We start from the raw sequence: 18,087 nt of genomic DNA, 5'->3' as shown, positions 1-18,087 counted from the left end.
CGTTCGGGGATCGGCCCTCCCTGGCCGGCCCCGAACTGTCCACGCTTCCCGGCGTGGACTTCTGGCTCACCGTCACGCCTCAGCGCTGTGGATAGCCCTTTCAGCAGCAGAGACGCTCAGGCCTCCACTCTCGTGCCCTTTTTTAACAATACACACTGAAGTTTCAGAGCAGGCCGGTGCCGGGCAGGGGCAGGCAATCCGCAGCGCTGAACAGAATGAGTCTGCCAGGAGAGCCCGCAGGACGCGGGCGAAAGGCGGGGCTGCACAGGATGTGCCATCCCCGGCGGTCCGTCAGGCAGGCGAATGAAGTGAAGGAACCGCGCAGCGGCGCGAGGACCGCCAGCCCCTGCCCGGCACCAGACTGCGTTATCACCTGCTGCTTAACTGATCGGCATTAGTCAAATGGGCACAGTTTTAATCACCACCGCCGTCAGGACGGGGCTGCGGCAGCCTAAGCGGCGGCAAAACCGGACGCCAGCCGTGCTAAACGCATTCGCCGCTCAACAACCCGCGCCGCAGTGTGGTTGAATTCGCCCCTTATCTTGCTCAGCACGTGGTTACCATGCATTACATTCAGAGTTTAATGGATTTTATCGAGGGGAATGCGGTGCTGTCGGCCAGCTTCAGCGTGATCCTGTTAATAATGGCCGGGATGGTCACTCATCTGATCTGCAAATTTTTCATCGTCAAAGTGATCAGAAAGGTCTTTTTCAGCAGCCATAAACAGGGCGTTCCGCTGGATAAAGATGTCCGCCTCTCTCAGAAGCTGTCGAATTTTGTGCCGGTGATTGTGGTCTACAATTTCCTGCAGTTTATGCCGGGCCTGCCTGATAATCTGAAAGTGGCGATTCAGACCATCTGCGGCATCCTGTTTTTTGTCTATCTGTCGATCTTCTTCAATGAAGTGCTGGAGATTGTTAACAACTCCTATTCGCGCAAATCGAAGCGCAAAAATCACTCGATCAAGGGCTATATCCAGATTGGTAAAATCCTGGTGCATATTATCGCCGCGATCATGATTCTGGCGATTATGTCCAATAAGTCACCGGCGATTATTATCTCCTCGCTGGGTGCGGTCGCCGCGGTACTGATGCTGATCTTTCAGCATACGCTGCTGTCGCTGGTGGCGAATATTCAGCTCTCGTCCAACGATGTGCTGCAACTGGGCGACTGGATTGAAATGCCGGATAGAAATATCAGTGGCGAGGTGATCGATATTGCACTGCACACCATCACCATCCGTAACTGGGATAACACTATCTCGCGCATTCCGACCAAGAATTTCCTCACCGAGACCTACACCAACTGGCAGGCGATGTTCTCTTCGGGCGCGCGGCGTATCATGCGCAGCTTTTATCTTGATCAGAAGTCGATCACCTTTGTGAATCAGGAGATGCTGCAGGCGATGAGCCAGATCCGCATCGCCAGCGAATCGATTACGGAACTGCTGGATGGACGTGATATCAGCGCGGTCGGCGACCGCTGGTTTATGGAGAACGGCATCACCAACCTGACGGTGTTCCGTAAATTCCTGACCGCCTGGCTGGCGCAGCGCGAGGACATTAAGAAAGAGATGTATATCGTGGTGCGGGCGCTGAAGCCGTCGCCGGATGGCTTGCCGGTGGAGATCTACTGCTTCACCTCCTCGATATTCTGGGCCGATTATGAGAATACCCAGTCAGCCATTTTTGAGTACATTTACGCCATGGCCCGCTATTTTGATCTGCAGATTTATCAGCATCCGGCGGGCTCAGATTTCGCCCGGCTGGCCCAGCCGCGTCCTGCCAGCACTGAGGTGCAGCAGAACGGTCCGCAGTAACCTGCCTCGCGGCGGCGTTGCTCACGCCGCCTGATTTTGCCGCCACACCCGGCGTCAGCTTTTGCTCAGGGCAAAGTTCAGCACCCTGTCGTTTTTCATCTGCACCGTTAACGTCTGCCCTTCGGTGGTGTTAAGGGTACGCGCCTCACTGTAGGTCCACTTCAGCAAACGCTGTCCATCCGGATACGGCGTCTCGCTGTCGGGCTGACCAAACAGCGAAATCAGCTGTGCCTGGGTGGTCTGGCCGGGATGAATATGCTGCAGGCGGGCGGTGTCCAGATTATGCCCGACCCGATTAGAGCAGCCGGATAACAGCATCACAAGCGCCACAAACAGGGCTTTTTTACTCACATAACGTCCTTTTGAAAAAAGAGTGTCGTACTGCCGTGTCACCCGGCACGCCTGGCGTTAGCAGGTCATCCAGCTTATACGCAATCGACCGCCATCGGCAGGATTTTCTGCCGCCGTCTCGCGCTGACTGACCGATGCGAGGCTGCGGATCCGCGCCATTAAGTCAAATTCCCGCCTCTCTGTGGCCCGCCGCCCCGCGATTGCGACATCTTAGTCTATGATTATTCTTCGTATGCCGCGTGGAAACGGTCTCATCACCTACTTTTCGCCGCATCGCACTGTATACCAGTCCAGGATCCTGGCTGAAGAGACGCGCCAACCCATTTGGCATCCTGGTCTCGCTGACATGTTTATGTTTTTGAAGCTCGCATCATCGGCATCATTTCCGCGCGATGGCGATTATTGCGCATTTCCAGGTTAAACGAGGCAACTGAATGGAATCCAAATCATTTTTTAAAAGCTGGGGCGCCGAACGGGTGTCCAGCGATGAGGTCCGTTTCCGTCTCTGGGCAACGGGTCAGCAACGCGTCACCCTGCGGTTATCCGGCAAAGATATCGAGATGACCCGCCAGCCTGACGGCTGGTTCGAAACCCAGCTGAGCGGCGTCGCCCCCGGCGCTGAATACGATTTTGTGCTGGCGGACGGCACCGCAGTGCCCGATCCCGCCTCACGCGGCCAGAAAGGTGAAGTCAACGGTCCGTCGCTGGTGATCGATCCTGAGGCTTACGTCTGGCAAAACACCGACTGGCGAGGCCGTCCGTGGCAGGAATCAGTGGTGTATGAGCTGCACATCGGCACTTTTACCCCGCAGGGCACCTTTCAGGCGGCAATTGAAAAGCTGCCATGGCTGGCGGAAAACGGTATCACCATGATTGAAGTGTTACCGGTTTCGCAGTTCGGCGGCAATCGCGGCTGGGGCTACGACGGCGTATTGCTGTATGCACCGCATTCCGCCTACGGCACGCCTGATGATTTCAAAGCCTTTGTCGACGCGGCGCACGGTCATGGCCTGTCGGTGGTGCTGGATATCGTGCTGAACCACTTTGGCCCGGAAGGTAACTATCTGCCGCTGCTGTCGCCAGACTTCTTCCATAAAGAGCGGCAGACACCGTGGGGCGCAGGTATCGCTTATGACGTGGACGCAGTGCGCCGTTACATCACCGAAGCGCCGCTCTACTGGCTGCAGGAGTTTAATCTCGATGGCCTGCGCTTTGACGCCATCGACCAGATTGAAGACCCGGCCGATAAACATGTGCTGATTGAGATTGCGGAGCGCATCCGGGCTGACATTACCGATCGACCGATTCACCTGACCACCGAAGATTGCCGTAACGTCACCTTCCTGCATCCGCGTGATGAAAAGGGCCAGGCAACGCTGTTTACCGGCGAATGGAATGATGACTTCCATAACGCGGTCCACGTGCTGGCAACCGGCGAAAATCATGCCTATTACCAGGACTTCGCCGATCGGCCGGAACAGCGGGTTGCCCGGGCGCTGGCGGAAGGCTTTGTTTATCAGGGCGAGGTGTCGCAGCAGTCCGGCGAACCGCGCGGGGTCGACAGCCGCGGTCAGCCGCCGGTGGCCTTTGTTGACTTCATCCAGAACCATGACCAGGTGGGGAACCGGGCCCAGGGCGAAAGACTGGTGAGCCTGGCGGGCATCGAACGTACCCAGCTGCTGCTGGCAACCTTACTGCTGTCGCCGCATATTCCGCTGCTGTTTATGGGCGAAGAGTATGGAGAAACCCAGCCGTTCCTGTTTTTCACCGATTTCCATGGCGAGCTGGCCAAAGCGGTGCGTGAAGGCCGCGCCAGAGAGTTTGAAGGTCATGCCGGTCACGAAGGCGAAAGCGTGCCGGACCCGAACGATCCACAGACCTTTGCACGTTCGAAGCTGAACTGGGATAAGCCGCAAACGCCGGAAGGCCAGCAGTGGCTGGCGCTGACGCGCAGACTGCTACAGCTGCGCCAGCAACACATTGTACCGCTGCTGCCCACCGCCGGTGGTCACTGTGGGCGGGTGGTGAACACCGCGCCCGGTTTCCTGGCGGTGCGCTGGGACTTCCCGCAGGGCACGCTGTCACTGGCGCTGAACGTCGGCGACCAGCCGCAACCGATCGCCGATCTGCCGGGCGAGACCCTGTTTGCCTGGCCGCAGCAGACCCTCGAACTGGCTCCGGAGGCGATCGTGGTTCGTCTGGAAAAAGGAGCCGCACAATGAACATCCCAACCGCCACCTACCGTATTCAGTTCCGTAACGGCATGACCTTTGATCGTGCGGCAGCGCTGGTGCCTTACCTGAAGCAACTCGGTATCAGCCATCTTTACGCTTCGCCGATCTTCAGTGCTACTGCGGAATCGACCCACGGTTATGACGTCACCGACGTTAACCAGATCGAACCGTCGATTGGTGGTCGTGCCGGTTTTGACCGCATGGCTGCGGCGCTGAAAGCGGCCGGACTCGGACTGATCCTCGATATCGTCCCCAACCATATGGCCGCCTCGCTGGAGAACCCGTGGTGGCGCGACGTGATCGAGAACGGTGAGCAGAGCCGTTATGCCCACTACTTTGACATTGACTGGTCACGTCGCCTGACGCTGCCGTTCCTCGGCGACAGTTTTGAGGCGGTGCTGGCCAACGGTGAGATCGGCGTGCAGCGCGATCCGCAAAGCGGCAAACCAGCGCTGGCCTACTTCGACAACTACTACCCGCTGGCCCCACACACCTGGCAGGGCCGTGAGGAAGAGGTGCTCGGCCTGCGCGCGCCGGATCAGATTGCTGCGCTGCATGACCAGCAGCCGTGGCGCCTGATGTCGTGGCGTGATGCACCCAACGATCTCTCCTACCGCCGCTTCTTCGAAGTGACCGGGCTGGTCGGCGTGCGGGTCGAAGATAAAGCGGTGTTCGACGCTGCACACCAGCTGATCCTCGAACTGGTGCACAGCGGCGCGGTGCAGGGACTGCGCGTCGACCACGTCGATGGTCTGGCCGATCCGCGTGGCTATCTTGAGCAGTTACGCCAGGCCGCAGGCCCTGATTGCTACCTCACGGTCGAGAAGATCCTCGGTGAGAACGAGCAGTTACCGGATGCGTGGCCGGTCTCCGGCACCACCGGTTACGAATTTATGGCCGCACTGTCGAACGTGCTGGTGGACGGTAACCACCTCAGTGCGCTGCGCAAGGCTTATCAGGCGGTGATTGGCAAAACGGTCGACATGAAGGCCGAACTGCGCGCCGCCAAACTCCTGATGGCCAATCGCAACTTCGCGGGCGAGTTTAACCGCCTGCTGCAGCTGGCTCTGGGCATCGCCAGTCACGATGGCGCGCCACAGCCGGAAGCCAAACTGAAAAATGCGCTGCGCGAGCTGCTGGTGGCGTTTCCGGTGTATCGCACCTACGGCACGCCGCAGGGCCTGACGCCTGCCGATACCGCCCTGCTGCAACAGGTGGTGAGCCAGGTCAAAGCCAGCCCGAATGCCCCGGATGAGCAGGCGCTTGATCTGCTGGTGCGGATTCTGCGCGGCGACGTTGCGGCCGCGGCCGCTAAAGATGCCAGCCAGTTCCGCACCCGCTTTCAGCAGCTGACCGGTCCGCTGATGGCGAAATCGGTTGAGGACACGCTGTTTTTCCGTCAGCACATGGCGCTGGCGTTAAACGAAGTCGGTGCCGAACCGCTGGCGCGCCACTTTTCGCCGGATCAGTTTCACGCTGAGATGCAGGCACGACGTGAGCATCAGCCGGATGCGCTGTCGGGAACCTCAACCCACGACACCAAGCGCGGCGAAGACGCGCGTGCCCGCCTGTATACCCTGACCGAAGCGCCAGACCGCTGGGCGGACTGTGTCGCCCGCTGGCGGCAGATGAACCTCGGGCAGGTGATCGCGCTGAAAGATGGCCCGGCACCGGAGCCGGCAGTGGAGTGGATGCTGTATGAAGCGCTGGCTGGCGTCTGGCCGCCGTCCCTGCAGCCAGAGGACGCCGGCGGACTGGCGGCGCTGGAAGCACGCTTTGTGGTTTACGTTGAAAAAGCGCTGCGTGAAGCCAAATTACGCACCGACTGGGCAGACAACAACGATGCCTACGAACAGGCGGTGCTCGACTATGCCCGTCATCTGCTGGCACCGGCCAATATCTCTTTCCTGCGCGATTTCTGCTCTGCCCTGCGCCCGTTTATGCGTGCCGGACTGGTCAACAGCCTGACCCAGACGGTAGTGAAACTCACCGCGCCAGGCGTGCCGGACATTTACCAGGGCAGTGAAGCACTGGACTTCAGTCTGGTCGATCCCGATAACCGCCGCGAGCCTGACTTTGCTGCGCTGGCGGCGATGCTGGACCAGCCGCAGCAGGACGAAGATGACGGCCACTGGCTGCGCGGTCAGGTCAATCAGCAGACGATTGCCCGCCTGCTGGCGGTGCGTCAGCAGCATCCATCGCTGTTCCGCCACGGTGACTATCTGCCGCTGCCGGTGCAGGGAGAGCATCAGGATCGGCTGCTGGCATTTGCCCGTTGTGAACCGGATCAGGCACTGATTGTGGTGGTGCCACGGCTGGTGTTGAGCAACCTGCCGGCGACGCTCGATCAGCCACCGGCGGACCGCTGGGCCGCCACCGCGATCGCCCTGCCGTCTTCACTCAGCCAGCGCCGCTACCGCGATGTACTGAGTGGCAAAGAGATTGCGCCTGGCGACCAACTGCAACTGGATAGCATCGCATCAGGCTGGTGTGCGGTGCTGCTGGCGCAGTGATCGCCCGCTTTCAGGAAATTTTTTTAACGCGTCAATCTGGTCATTGAATAACGAGGCATAAATGTCAAACAGTAAGCGTTTTGAAATCACGGCGGGCTACAGCCATCTGCTCGGGGCGAATTTTGATGGTCAGGGCGTTAACTTCGCGCTGTTCAGTGCGCATGCCGAGCGGGTGGAATTGTGCCTTTACGATCCGAGTGGCAAGACTGAAATCGCCCGGCTGGAACTGCCGGAGTTTACCCATGAAGTGTGGCACGGCTACGTGCCAGGCCTGCAACCGGGCGCGCTGTATGGCTATCGCGTCTATGGGCCTTACGACCCGGAAAATGGTCATCGTTTTAACCCGAATAAATTACTGCTCGATCCCTACGCCCGAGAACTGGCTGGCGATATTGAGTGGAACGAGGCGCACTTTGCCTATGACCTTTATCACGAAGACAAAGACCTGACCTTTGACAGCCGTGACAGCGCGCCGTTTACCCCTAAATGCCGGGTGATCGATCCGGATGAGTTCGACTGGCAGGACAAGAACCGTCCCAACGTTCCGTGGCCGAAGACGGTGATTTATGAAACCCACGTTAAGGGCTTCACCCAGCTCAATACGGCGCTGCCACCTGAACTGCGCGGCACCTTTGACGGCATGAGCCACAAATCGACCGTCGACTACATCAAAAGCCTGGGGATCACCTCAGTTGAGCTGTTGCCGGTGCACTGGTTCCCGGATGACCAGCATCTGCTGGACAAGGGGCTGAAAAACTTCTGGGGTTACAACACGCTGGGCTTTTTCGCGCCCGCCACGCGCTACTTCGGTCCGCGCGGTATTCAGGGCTTCCGTGACATGGTGCGGGCGTTTCACGATGCCGGTATCGAGGTGATCCTTGACGTGGTGTATAACCACACCGCCGAGGGCAACGAGCTGGGCCCAACGCTGTCGTTTAAAGGCATCGATAACTTCTCTTATTACCGCACCCTGCCCGACCAGCATCGTTACTACATCAACGATACCGGTACCGGCAACACGGTTAACACCTCGCATCCACGGGTGCTGCAGATGGTGATGGATTCGCTGCGTTACTGGTCTGAATCGATGCATATCGACGGTTTCCGCTTCGATCTCGGCACCATTCTCGGCCGTGAGCCTGAAGGGTTCGATCCGCGCGGCGGCTTCTTTGACGCTGTGATGCAGGACCCGGTCCTGTCGCAGAAAAAACTGATTGGTGAGCCGTGGGATATCGGTCCGGGCGGCTATCAGGTTGGCGGCTTCCCGCCGGGCTGGGCGGAGTGGAACGACCAGTACCGCGACACGGTGCGCGATTACTGGAAAGGCAACAACGTCTCAACCGATTTTGCGGCTCGCCTGCTGGGTTCGGGCGATCTTTACGATCAGCGCGGCCGCCGTCCGTGGGCCAGCGTCAACTTCATCACTGCCCACGATGGCTTCACCCTTAACGATCTGGTGTCGTATAACGACAAGCACAACGATGACAACGGTGAGGATAACAACGACGGGCACAACGATAACCGTTCTTACAACTACGGCGCGGAAGGTCCGACCGATGATGAGAACATTAACGCGGTGCGCGAGCGTCAGAAACGCAACTTCCTCGCGACGATGATCTTCTCACACGGGACCCCGATGCTGCTGGCGGGCGACGAGTTTGGCCGAAGCCAGCTGGGCAACAACAACGGCTACTGTCAGGACAGTGAGATCTCCTGGGTGCACTGGGATAACCTGCCGGAATCAGCCGAGGCGCTGCGCGAATTTACCCGCCAGATCCTCAAACTGCGTGCTGACCAGCCGCTGCTGCGGCGCGAAAACTGGCGCGACGGCATGGATATCAAGTGGTTCAACGCCGGTGGCGGTTTCCAGCAGGCGGAACAGTGGGATGAAGGTTCGACGCTGGGCGTCTATATCGGGCGCCCGGATCTGCAGACTGAGGAAGGCATCTGGCACGACGTGCTGATGCTGTTCAATCCGTTTGAAGGCAACGTACCGTTCCGTATTCCGCAGTTTGGTGAAGGCGGCTGGGTGCTGGAGCTGACCACCAGCGACACGGCGAAGCGCGGTCTGGTGATCACCAAAGAGAAAGATTTCGAGCTGGAAGGACGCAGCTTCGCCCTGTTCAGACGTCCCTAGCCGTTAAGCAAGGCAGCCAGGCGCAGCGCATTTCGCGCTGCGCTTGAGTTTCTGACTATGGCTGCCAGGCTTGACCGGTTATTAACACGCAATATTGATGCTGACAAGGAGGCATAATGTCCAGATTTACGCAGAAGGTTGTGGTTGTGACAGGTGCCGGTTCCGGTATTGGCGAAGCGGCGGCTAAACGCTTTGCTGAAGAAGGCGCATCGGTGGTGCTGGTGGGAAGAACCCGCGAAAAGCTGGAAAAAACGCTGGCCGGGCTGGCTGCGGGCGATCATCTGGTCGCCGCCTGTGACGTTTCCGACGCTGACCAGGTGAAGCAACTGTCAGAAACGGTTCAGGGTAAATATGGCCGGGTTGACGTACTGGTCAACAACGCCGGGGTGATCGTGCAGGGCCGGATCCATGAGGTCGAGCTTGATGACTGGAAAACGCTGATGAAAACCGACCTGGATGGGGTTTTCCACGGTGTACACTACTTTATGCCCGCCCTGCTGCGCAGCAAAGGCAACGTGGTGAACATCTCTTCCGTTTCCGGCTTAGGCGGCGACTGGGGCATGAGCATCTATAATGCCGCGAAAGGCGCCATTACTAACTTCACCCGTGCGCTGGCAATGGATTACGGTGCTGACGGCGTGCGGGTTAACGCCATCTGTCCCGGTTTCACCTTTACCGATTTGACTGAAGATATGAAAGATAACCCCGAGCTGCTGGAGCGCTTTTACGACCGTATTCCGTTACGCCGCGCCGGGGAAGCAGATGATATTGCCCGTGCGATTGTCTTTATTGCCAGCGATGAAGCCGCTTATATTACCGGCGTCAACCTGCCGGTAGATGGCGGTATTACCGCCTCAAACGGTCAGCCAAAGCAGGCTTAATACCTGGCAGGCAATCTGACAGACATAATGAAAAGGGCAGCGAGTTTACGCTGCCCTTTTTCTTTTTAACTGCCGCGCTTAAGCACGCGTTTTATTATTAGCAGGGTCCAGGCCGTCAGTCATCAGCGACAGCGGGATTAGTGTCTGGGCGTATGGCGGGTTGGCGTAGCGGCGCGCGCTGGCTTAATTGTCGCACTGCTGGTGGTCGGGCAGATAAAATTATTCAGGCAAACGCTACACATAGTGGCATTAGCATGATGGATTTTCGCAACGGTTAACGCCTGCTGACGAGTATAAAGCGAGCCGATAAATACGCGCTTATCGTTTTTTAGCAGATTAACGCAACCTTCTTTGTGTAAAATCCATCCACCCATGGGACGTGGGCACAGATAATAATAACTGGCTTTGAGCATGGTATTCATCCTAATAGTTGCTGTATGTATCTTAAAAAAACCGACAAAATTCGTAAGGGCTTATGTTTTTATCTGAAGCTTTATTAAACTAACTGAGAGTTATGCTTAAAACCACTTTATTGTACCGGTTAAACTGACTTTGGGATTTAGCCGTTTTCAGACGGTTGAGTCGCTTTAACCCTCCTGTGAGAGTTAATTCCCCTTTTGCCCCGCCACCGCTCGTTTCATTCGACCTGCTAATGATTTTAATCGATAGCGATATCTTTAATAGTTACTTTAAATCAAACAGTTAAAAACCAAATAGTTCGTACCACCCTGGATAGCAAGAGCAATTTGATTAAATCAGCTGGGGAAAAAAGTGTGACTTCGCCCGGCAATTATGAGCATTGATGAACTGAAGCAAAATTGTTCAGTCGTCCAACTGCTGGCCTTAATCAGGCGCAGCGGCAGTGCCGTCTGGCTTAGCGGTTAATCAGTTAAGGCGAAGGCGATAAATCGGCTGGCGCCTTGAAAAAGTAAAACGATCGGTTTACTTTTAAACCATGAAAAAGAGAGACGATATTATTCAGGCGGCCGAGCGGTTGTTCTATGCCAGCGGTTTTCACGCCACCAGTACCGACCAGATATGCCGCGCAGCATGTGTTTCGACGCGTACGCTTTATCATCACTTTGCCTCGCGGGAGGCACTGACCGCTGCGGTAATGGATGCCCGCGAGCAACGCTTTATGGCGGACCTTTCTGCGCCACAACAGCCTGAAGCGATTGCCCGGCTGTTTCAGGTACTGGGCGAGTGGACGCAGGCGAACGGGGCAAAAGGCTGCTTCTTCCTCAAAGCCTGGGGCGAGTATGCCGGACGGGATGCGGCGCTGGCTGCCCAGGCGCTGGCCTTTCGCGCCACGCTGCGCCGTTACATTAGCGACTGTGTCACCGCCGCGCAGGGAGAAGAACATCAGCTGTTAAGCGATGCCATCTGGATGCTGTTTGAAGGCGCGATTACCTCGGCGCTGGTGATCGGCCCCGCCGCGGCTCAGCAGGCTGGTACGGTCGCCAGTCAGCTGCAGCAACAGCGCGGCGCTGCGCAATGAGATCGCCGGGCGCGCTGGCGCTGACCGGATTTAGCCTGATTGCGGTGACCTATGGCATGGCGAGATTTTCATGGGGGCTGATGCTGCCGGCCATTTCAGCGGATATCCCGCTCAGCCCGAAGCTGGCGGGCTTGCTCTCCGCCTGCAGCTTTGTCGCTTACTGCCTGACTATTCTGGCTGCCGCCTCGCTGGCGCAGCGATTTGGCGCACGTCGCGTCGCGCTGCTGGCGTCGCTCTGCGCGGCGAGCGGTCTGGTCCTGTTGGCCTGTGCCGCTTCACCGCTGTGGCTGGCGGCGGGTCTGTTTATCGCCGGACTGAGTTCTGGGCTGGCTTCTCCGGCGCTGGCAGCCGCCGTAAGCCAGCGGGTGAGCGCGGCCCGACAATCGCCGGTTAATACCCTGATTAATGCCGGCACCAGTGCCGGAATCATCCTGACGGTGCCCATTCTGACCCTTTTACCGGGTGGCTGGCGGGCCGCCTGTCTGTTATTCGCGCTGCTGGCGCTGAGCTGTATCGTGCCGCTGATGCGGGTGTTACCCGGCGACACTGAGGTCGATCGCCGTTGCCGCCAACCGTGGCATCAGCGACTATTTCGCCGCTCAATGACGCGCCTGATCGCCATCGCCCTGGTTGCTGGCCTGACGAGCGCCGCCTGGTGGAGCTTTGGTTCCGTCCTGCTACGCCAGCATGTCGGCCTCGACCCCGCCGCCACCAGCCTGCTGTGGCTGGTGGCAGGCGGCGCGGGCATTGTCGGCGCGGCGACCGGACCGGTCGCCGCCCGCATCGGCATGCACGCCGTTTACCGGCTGTCACTGTTGGGCATGGCGTTGCCGCTGCTGGTGGTGGCCTTCAGCCACGGATACTCCACCGGTTTATTGATTGCGGTAGCCTGTTGCGGTGCCGGTTATGTCACGCTGTCAGGCGTGCTGCTGGTTTGGGGCGCGCAGGCAACCGAAGACGCGCCAGCTACCGGCGTCGGTATGCTGTTTTTTATGCTGGCCGTCGGTCAGGTGATTGGATCGCTGGTGTTTGGTCAACTCTACGCCGCGACGGGCGCGGTGATTGCCCTGCTGCTGTTTGCGGTTAGCGCGTTACTGCTGCTGTTTTTCGCTCCGCAACAAGCTGCGCGCGTCGGCAGCAAAAAAAAAACCCGCATGCTGCGGGTAAAAGTTCGTTACAGAGAAACTCTGTTCTGTTTCGGCAGCCCCGAAGGGCCGAAGTTCATTTTTTCTCAGCTGCGTATTTTAAGCCAGACGGCTATTTATGCCGCGGGCAGTCACTACTGCGAATAAGCACTTCCTGCGTTGGGCAAACTATTATCACTGGGCAGGTGTAACTCAGATGACGCGAATATTGTTAATTCTCGGATTTATTGTCTGGTTTATCAGGTCCTGTTCTGGCCCAAGATAATAAGGCACAGCACACTGCTTGCCATCTTTGGTGAAAATAACCTGATTATCATGCAGAAACAGCGCGGTGAAATGGCCTAATACCACGCCATTTAATTCAAAGCAGTGATTTCTTGCTTCACGAAGCCCCTGCTTGCTATTAAGAAAATCAACAAATCGCATCACGCTGCGTCTCCCCTACTGAATTTCATTCGCTCTGCTTTTTTATTAAACAGAGACCAGGCGAAGGATAATAGCCGTAAGCGCAGCGCGGATCATTAAGCTGGTGCGGTTTTCAGAATAGACTTAATGGCGAATAATCAGCCTGGCTGAACAGATCAAATAACCGCAGCCATCCTCCGCTTAACCGTGCTGACTGCAGCCATCAGAGGAAATACTTATGGCTCACAGTGGGCATATTGCGCCGGGAAAGCGGGCGTTTTATGGTGGTTTTCACTGAGCGCACCCGGGACAGAACAGCGACGAGGCAGCAGATGGAAATTTTTGAGGCGGATGAGCGTTATATTGCGGCAATTCAGCAAATTTATGCCTGGCATGTGCTTAATGGCACCGGCTCCTTTGAAACCGTGCCGCCGGATGAGGCGGAGATGGCTCAGCGGCTAAACAGGATCAGGCAGGCGGGCCTGCCGTGGTTTATTGCCGTCAGTGACGGCGCGGTTCTGGGCTTTTGCTACCTTGCGCCCTATCGTCCGCGCCACGCCTACCGGTATACCCTTGAAGACTCTATTTATATCGATCCGCAATTTCGTCAGCGCGGCGTGGGTTCGCGTTTGCTGCGTCATGCCATTAGCTGGGCGGAACAGGCGGGATACCGTCAGCTGATTGCTAACGTCGGTGACAGCGAGAACCGTGCGTCGGTCGCATTACACTGTGCGGCGGGCTTTGAAAGGGTCGGCACATTAAAGTCGGTTGGCTTCAAACATGGCCGCTGGCTGGATACCGTTTTCCTGCAGCGCGCACTCGGCGTGGCTGATTCGGAGCTGCCCGCCAACGGCTAAATAACGGCGGGAACAATAAAGGCAGCCAGGCCTCGTTCACCGCGGATAAAGCTTCTGGTAATGTGTGCGGACAAAAGCAAAAACACCGGAAGCCTTTATGTTGTCGACAATCATTTACCGCAGCCATATTGCCGGGCATGTTCCGGTTAAATCACTGTTTGATTTGGCGGTAAAAGCCAACAAGATCAATCAATCATCCAGCATTACCGGCATCCTGCTGTTTAATGGTACCCACTTTTTTCAGGTGCTGGAAGGCCCGGAACAGGCGGTAAAGGCGGTATACAGCCGGATTTGTCAGGACACGCGTCATCATAATCTGGTGGAACTGATGCGCGATTATGCGCCATCACGCCGCTTCGGCAACGTCGGCATGGAGCTGTTCGACCTGCGACAGCATGACAAAGAGACGGTGCTTGAGGCGGTGCTGGCAAAATGCACCACCAAATTTCAGCTCACCTATGCCGATCGCGCTCTGCAGTTCCTGCGGACTTTTGTCGAAGCCCGCGAAAAAGAGAACTATTTCGAGATTCCTGACGCCCGCAGCTGGACCTTCATCCATGATGAATCCGTCGGGCGCGACGGTGAAGCGACGCTAGCGGGGTCTGATCAGGTGAGTTTTGCCTTTCAGCCGATTGTCGATCCTTTCGCCTGTGAGATTGTATCGCTGGAAGCGCTGCTGCGCGGTCCGCAGGGTGAACTGCCGCTCGACTATTTTTCCCATCTGTCGCGTGACGAGGTCTATCTCACCGATATCCGGTCGAAAAAGATCGCCTTTGCACAGGCAAAGCTGCTGGGCATTGAAGGCCTGACGCTGTCAATTAACCTGTTGCCGATGTCGCTGGTGGAAGTGCCTGACGCGGTGCCGTTCCTGCTGAATGAAATTGAAGCGCAGGGACTGGTGCCCGAACAGATCATGGTGGAATTCACGGAAAACGAAGTGATCTCACGACTTGACGAGTTCGAAGCGGCGATCAAGCAGCTAAAAGCGGCCGGTATCAGCCTGGCGCTTGATGATTTCGGTGCCGGTTTTGCTGGCCTGTCGCTGCTGACCCGGATTCAGCCAGATAAGATCAAGATCGACCGCAACATCATCAGTGGCGTCCATAAGAGCGGCCCGAAACAGGCGATCATTCACGCCATTCTGAAATGCTGCTCGTCACTGGAAATCTCGGTTATTGCGGAAGGCATTGAACAGCCGGAAGAGTGGATGTGGCTGGAAGCAGCCGGTGTTTCGCAGTTCCAGGGCTTTCTGTTCGCAAAACCTAAACTCAACGGCATCGCGGCGGTCGCCTGGCCCGAACTGAGCCAGAGCTGAAACCACAATCAAAGCCAGCGCTAAACCGAGCCACGCGCCCTGCGAATTAGACGAATCTGATCTTCCCCGCCTTGCCGGATCCGCCCGGTGCTGCTAAAAAATAAGCAGCGCCGGGTGATGATCTTCATCTCACTGTCATCTCTCCGCTGCACAGTAAGCTATTATTATTTCGTTATTATCATCGATGTTTAGCAGTCAGATGTTCAGTGTTTAGGCCGACGCAGCGCGCCATGCTTGCGACGTGACTCCCAGGGACAGCATTTGAGGAACTGAATGAAGCAAATCATCCGCGGTGATAAAGAACCCGCCCATATCCTGGCCGCGACGCGCGCGCTTGAAGCGCACTACTCTCGCTACGGTGAAGGCAATAAATACCATCCCATCATCTATTCCATCGCCTATCGAAACCGGTTTTATCAGGTTGAAGTCATTACCCGCCGTGAAACCATGGTCGCTACGGTGATTACCGGGGTGCGCAATCTGACCCATCTCTCTGGCGCAGCCTGATACCAGACGGACCCTGCCAAAAAACGCGGGGGCTATTCGGCCCCCGTTTCACTGGATAGCGCCTCAGCGCCGGTACAGCGCGTTAGCCGGATAAATCGCGCCAAGCACGCTCTTTTCCCGCGCACCCGTTACGGCTGGCAGGTTGCCCGGTAAGCCGGAAAGCGTGCGAAAGGCCAGCCAGGCGAACGCCAGCGCTTCCATATCATCACCACTGATGCCAGCAGCATCGGTGGTGGTCACTTCGGTGCCCGGCAGATGCGTCGCCAGGCGCGCCATCAGCAATGGATTGCGGCTGCCGCCGCCACACACCAGCAGGCGATCGCAGCCATCGTTGAGCTGAACCTGCTGGGTGATGGTGATGGCGGTCAGCTCCACCAGCGTGGCCTGTACATCCTGTGGCGCCAGACCGGGGAAATGGCGCAGGTGCTGTTCCAGCCAGCCGAGGTTGAAATGTTCACGGCCGGTGCTTTTCGGCGGCGGCAGCGCAAACCACGGCTCACGCAGCAGGGCCTCCAGCAGCGCCGGAACCGGCGTGCCGCTGCGCGCCCACCCGGCATCTTTGTCGTAGGCTTTGCCCTGATTGCGCCAGATCCACGCATCCAGCAGCATGTTACCGGGTCCGGTATCAAAACCGCGCACCGGCTGACCCGGAAACAGCAGCGAGAGGTTGGCAATGCCACCGATGTTCAGCACCATGCGGCGTTCCGTGGCATCCATTAACAGCGCCTGATGGAAGGCCGGCACCAGCGGTGCGCCCTGCCCGCCGAGCGCCATATCGCGGCGGCGAAAATCCCCGACCACCGTGATACCGGTCGCCGCCACGATCTGGTTATTATCGCCAATCTGCAGGGTGTTCGGGGCGTCACTTTGCGGCTCATGCCAGACGGTTTGCCCGTGACAGCCGATCGCCACCACGTCGCTCGCCTCCAGCGATTCGCGCTTCATCAGCGTCAGTACCGCCTCAGCAAACAGCTGGCCCAGTCGGGTATCCAGCTGGCCCAGCTGTGAGAGCGTCAGGCTTTGGCCCTGGCAAACCGCCAGAATCGCGTGACGTAAATCAGGCGGCATCGGATGACAGTAACTTGCCTGCTGCGCCACCAGATTCTCATCAATCGCCGCCAGCACCACATCCACCCCATCCAGGCTGGTGCCTGACATCACACCAATGTAACGTCCTGATTTCATAGCCATTGCTTTTCCCCCGCTGGGTGTGCGATTCATCTGTGATTAGCCTGACAAATTACCTGGGCTAATTCTATGATTAATTTGTTTTTTTCTCAGAGATAGCGCACAGATAACGCATTAGGACACTTTTTTTCCTGCCGATTGAATTATTGTTAACCTTGCGCAGTCTATGCTTCGTCCCACCGTGTTTTATTTGGACAAGGATTAATTTGCCAGGTTTGTGTCTTATACTGTGTGCAGGATATCGCGATAAACGTGGCGCCTTCTCGACTAAAGGAGTTTCAAATGATTAAGCGTGTAGTTGTGGTCGCTTTGACCGGTATGATGCTGGCAGGTTGTAGCAATACGAGTACGCTGTCGGGTGATACCTACAGTGCCAGTGAAGCTAAACAGGTGCAGAGCGTCTCTTACGGTACATTAGTCTCGGTTCGTCCGGTGAAAATTCAGGGCGGTGACGAGAGTAATGTGATCGGCGCGATCGGCGGAGCCGTGCTCGGTGGCTTCCTGGGTAATACCATTGGCGGTGGCAGCGGCCGCAGCCTGGCAACAGCCGGCGGTGCGGTTCTGGGCGGCGTTGCCGGTCAGGGCGTGCAGGGTGCGGTAAATAAAACTGATGGCGTCGAGCTGGAAATCCGTAAGGATGATGGCAACACTATCATGGTGGTGCAGAAGCAAGCCGCCACGCGCTACTCGGTGGGTCAGCGCGTCGTGATGGCGTCGAACGGCAGCCAGGTGACAGTTTCACCTCGCTAATCCGCGTGATGTAGAAAAAAACCGACGCCTGAGCGTCGGTTTTTTATTTCTCGCGATGCTGTAATTCGAGAATGTTTTTTTCAAGCCGGGCGATCAGCGTCACCATCTGATTGATCTCTTCGCGGCTGATGCCAGACAAAATGTCATCCCGCGTTTCATCAATCACGCTCTCAACCTGTTCGATAATCGGCTCTGCCTGCTGCGTCAGCTTGATGCGCTTGGCGCGACGATCGTTGGCGCAGGTCGAACGGGTAATCAATCCTTTCTCCTCCAGCTGGTCAAGCGTACGCACCAGTGAAGGTTGTTCGATGCCGATGGCTTTGGCTAACTGAATCTGTGACTGCTCTGGCGGCAGTTGATGAATATTGTGCAGCGTTACCCAGTGAGTCTGAGTCAGCTCAAGCGGTTTTAATCGCTGATCAATCAACGCGCGCCAGATGCGCACCAGTCGAGATAAATCCGTTCCGAGGGGCGTATCCATTTCATC

General features: G+C 57.2%; 16 protein-coding genes. 11 read left to right on the top strand and 5 right to left on the bottom strand.

Annotated features, from left to right (window positions below; translation table 11 throughout):
* Window positions 1–562 precede the first annotated feature (562 nt).
* Window positions 563–1,819, top strand: a complete 1,257-nt coding sequence (locus AC6I8D_RS08505) for a mechanosensitive ion channel family protein (protein ID WP_312057201.1) — start codon at window positions 563–565, stop codon at window positions 1,817–1,819.
* 54 nt (window positions 1,820–1,873) lie between these two features.
* Here AC6I8D_RS08505 and AC6I8D_RS08500 read toward each other — a convergent pair whose 3' ends face one another.
* Window positions 1,874–2,137, bottom strand: coding sequence for a hypothetical protein (locus AC6I8D_RS08500; protein WP_031377387.1), 264 nt, complete (start codon window positions 2,135–2,137; stop codon window positions 1,874–1,876).
* 467 nt (window positions 2,138–2,604) lie between these two features.
* Here AC6I8D_RS08500 and treZ point away from each other — a divergent pair, with 467 nt between their 5' ends.
* The 4 genes from treZ to budC all read left to right on the top strand — a co-directional run bounded on the left by treZ (window position 2,605) and on the right by budC (window position 9,935).
* A complete protein-coding gene (treZ, locus tag AC6I8D_RS08495; protein ID WP_312057197.1) occupies window positions 2,605–4,392 on the top strand; it encodes a malto-oligosyltrehalose trehalohydrolase in 1,788 nt (595 codons plus the stop codon).
* Entirely contained in the window at window positions 4,389–6,917 is a 2,529-nt protein-coding gene (treY, locus tag AC6I8D_RS08490) for a malto-oligosyltrehalose synthase (protein ID WP_312057196.1), read from the top strand. The genes treZ and treY overlap by 4 nt, the downstream gene beginning before the upstream one ends.
* Window positions 6,918–6,978: 61 nt before the next feature.
* Entirely contained in the window at window positions 6,979–9,054 is a 2,076-nt protein-coding gene (gene glgX / locus AC6I8D_RS08485) for a glycogen debranching protein GlgX (protein WP_046288352.1), read from the top strand.
* Window positions 9,055–9,170: 116 nt separating this feature from the next.
* A complete protein-coding gene (gene budC, locus AC6I8D_RS08480) occupies window positions 9,171–9,935 on the top strand; it encodes a meso-2,3-butanediol dehydrogenase (RefSeq protein WP_312057195.1) in 765 nt (254 codons plus the stop codon).
* 137 nt (window positions 9,936–10,072) lie between these two features.
* Here the strand turns inward: budC and AC6I8D_RS08475 are convergent, their stop codons facing one another.
* Complete coding sequence (locus AC6I8D_RS08475; protein ID WP_312756791.1) at window positions 10,073–10,348, bottom strand: hypothetical protein; 276 nt, start codon at window positions 10,346–10,348, stop codon at window positions 10,073–10,075.
* 542 nt (window positions 10,349–10,890) lie between these two features.
* Here AC6I8D_RS08475 and AC6I8D_RS08470 point away from each other — a divergent pair.
* Window positions 10,891–11,433 (top strand): TetR/AcrR family transcriptional regulator, encoded by a 543-nt coding sequence (locus AC6I8D_RS08470; protein WP_497819941.1) that lies wholly within the window; start codon window positions 10,891–10,893, stop codon window positions 11,431–11,433.
* Window positions 11,430–12,725: an MFS transporter gene (locus tag AC6I8D_RS08465; protein ID WP_497819940.1), complete on the top strand. Its 1,296-nt coding sequence runs from the start codon at window positions 11,430–11,432 to the stop codon at window positions 12,723–12,725. Before AC6I8D_RS08470 ends, AC6I8D_RS08465 begins: the two co-directional genes overlap by 4 nt.
* Window positions 12,726–12,770: 45 nt before the next feature.
* Here the strand turns inward: AC6I8D_RS08465 and AC6I8D_RS08460 are convergent, their stop codons facing one another.
* Window positions 12,771–13,004 carry a hypothetical protein gene (locus tag AC6I8D_RS08460; RefSeq protein WP_312057205.1) on the bottom strand — a complete coding sequence of 78 codons (234 nt, stop codon included), beginning with the start codon at window positions 13,002–13,004 and terminating at the stop codon, window positions 12,771–12,773.
* A gap of 311 nt (window positions 13,005–13,315) precedes the next feature.
* On the opposite strand from AC6I8D_RS08460, the gene AC6I8D_RS08455 reads away from it, so the two are divergent.
* The 3 genes from AC6I8D_RS08455 (at window position 13,316) to AC6I8D_RS08445 (ending at window position 15,662) form a co-directional block, all read left to right on the top strand.
* Window positions 13,316–13,840, top strand: coding sequence for a GNAT family N-acetyltransferase (locus tag AC6I8D_RS08455; RefSeq protein WP_497819939.1), 525 nt, complete (start codon window positions 13,316–13,318; stop codon window positions 13,838–13,840).
* Window positions 13,841–13,937: 97 nt separating this feature from the next.
* Window positions 13,938–15,155 (top strand): diguanylate phosphodiesterase, encoded by a 1,218-nt coding sequence (locus tag AC6I8D_RS08450; protein WP_497819938.1) that lies wholly within the window; start codon window positions 13,938–13,940, stop codon window positions 15,153–15,155.
* A 273-nt stretch (window positions 15,156–15,428) separates the two neighbouring features.
* Window positions 15,429–15,662: a DUF4060 family protein gene (locus tag AC6I8D_RS08445; RefSeq protein ID WP_312057187.1), complete on the top strand. Its 234-nt coding sequence runs from the start codon at window positions 15,429–15,431 to the stop codon at window positions 15,660–15,662.
* Window positions 15,663–15,725: 63 nt separating this feature from the next.
* Here the strand turns inward: AC6I8D_RS08445 and anmK are convergent, their stop codons facing one another.
* Window positions 15,726–16,847 (bottom strand): anhydro-N-acetylmuramic acid kinase, encoded by a 1,122-nt coding sequence (gene anmK, locus AC6I8D_RS08440; RefSeq protein ID WP_497820664.1) that lies wholly within the window; start codon window positions 16,845–16,847, stop codon window positions 15,726–15,728.
* 285 nt (window positions 16,848–17,132) lie between these two features.
* Here anmK and slyB point away from each other — a divergent pair, with 285 nt between their 5' ends.
* On the top strand, window positions 17,133–17,600 hold the full coding sequence (slyB, locus tag AC6I8D_RS08435) for an outer membrane lipoprotein SlyB (protein WP_031375726.1): 468 nt from the start codon (window positions 17,133–17,135) through the stop codon (window positions 17,598–17,600).
* 43 nt (window positions 17,601–17,643) lie between these two features.
* Here the strand turns inward: slyB and slyA are convergent, their stop codons facing one another.
* Window positions 17,644–18,081 carry a transcriptional regulator SlyA gene (gene slyA, locus AC6I8D_RS08430; RefSeq protein ID WP_312057185.1) on the bottom strand — a complete coding sequence of 146 codons (438 nt, stop codon included), beginning with the start codon at window positions 18,079–18,081 and terminating at the stop codon, window positions 17,644–17,646.
* Window positions 18,082–18,087 lie beyond the last annotated feature (6 nt).

The sequence above is a fragment of the Pantoea sp. X-Soil-MYKO-1785 genome, assembly GCF_059730675.1.
This window is presented reverse-complemented; position numbering and strand designations above follow the sequence as displayed.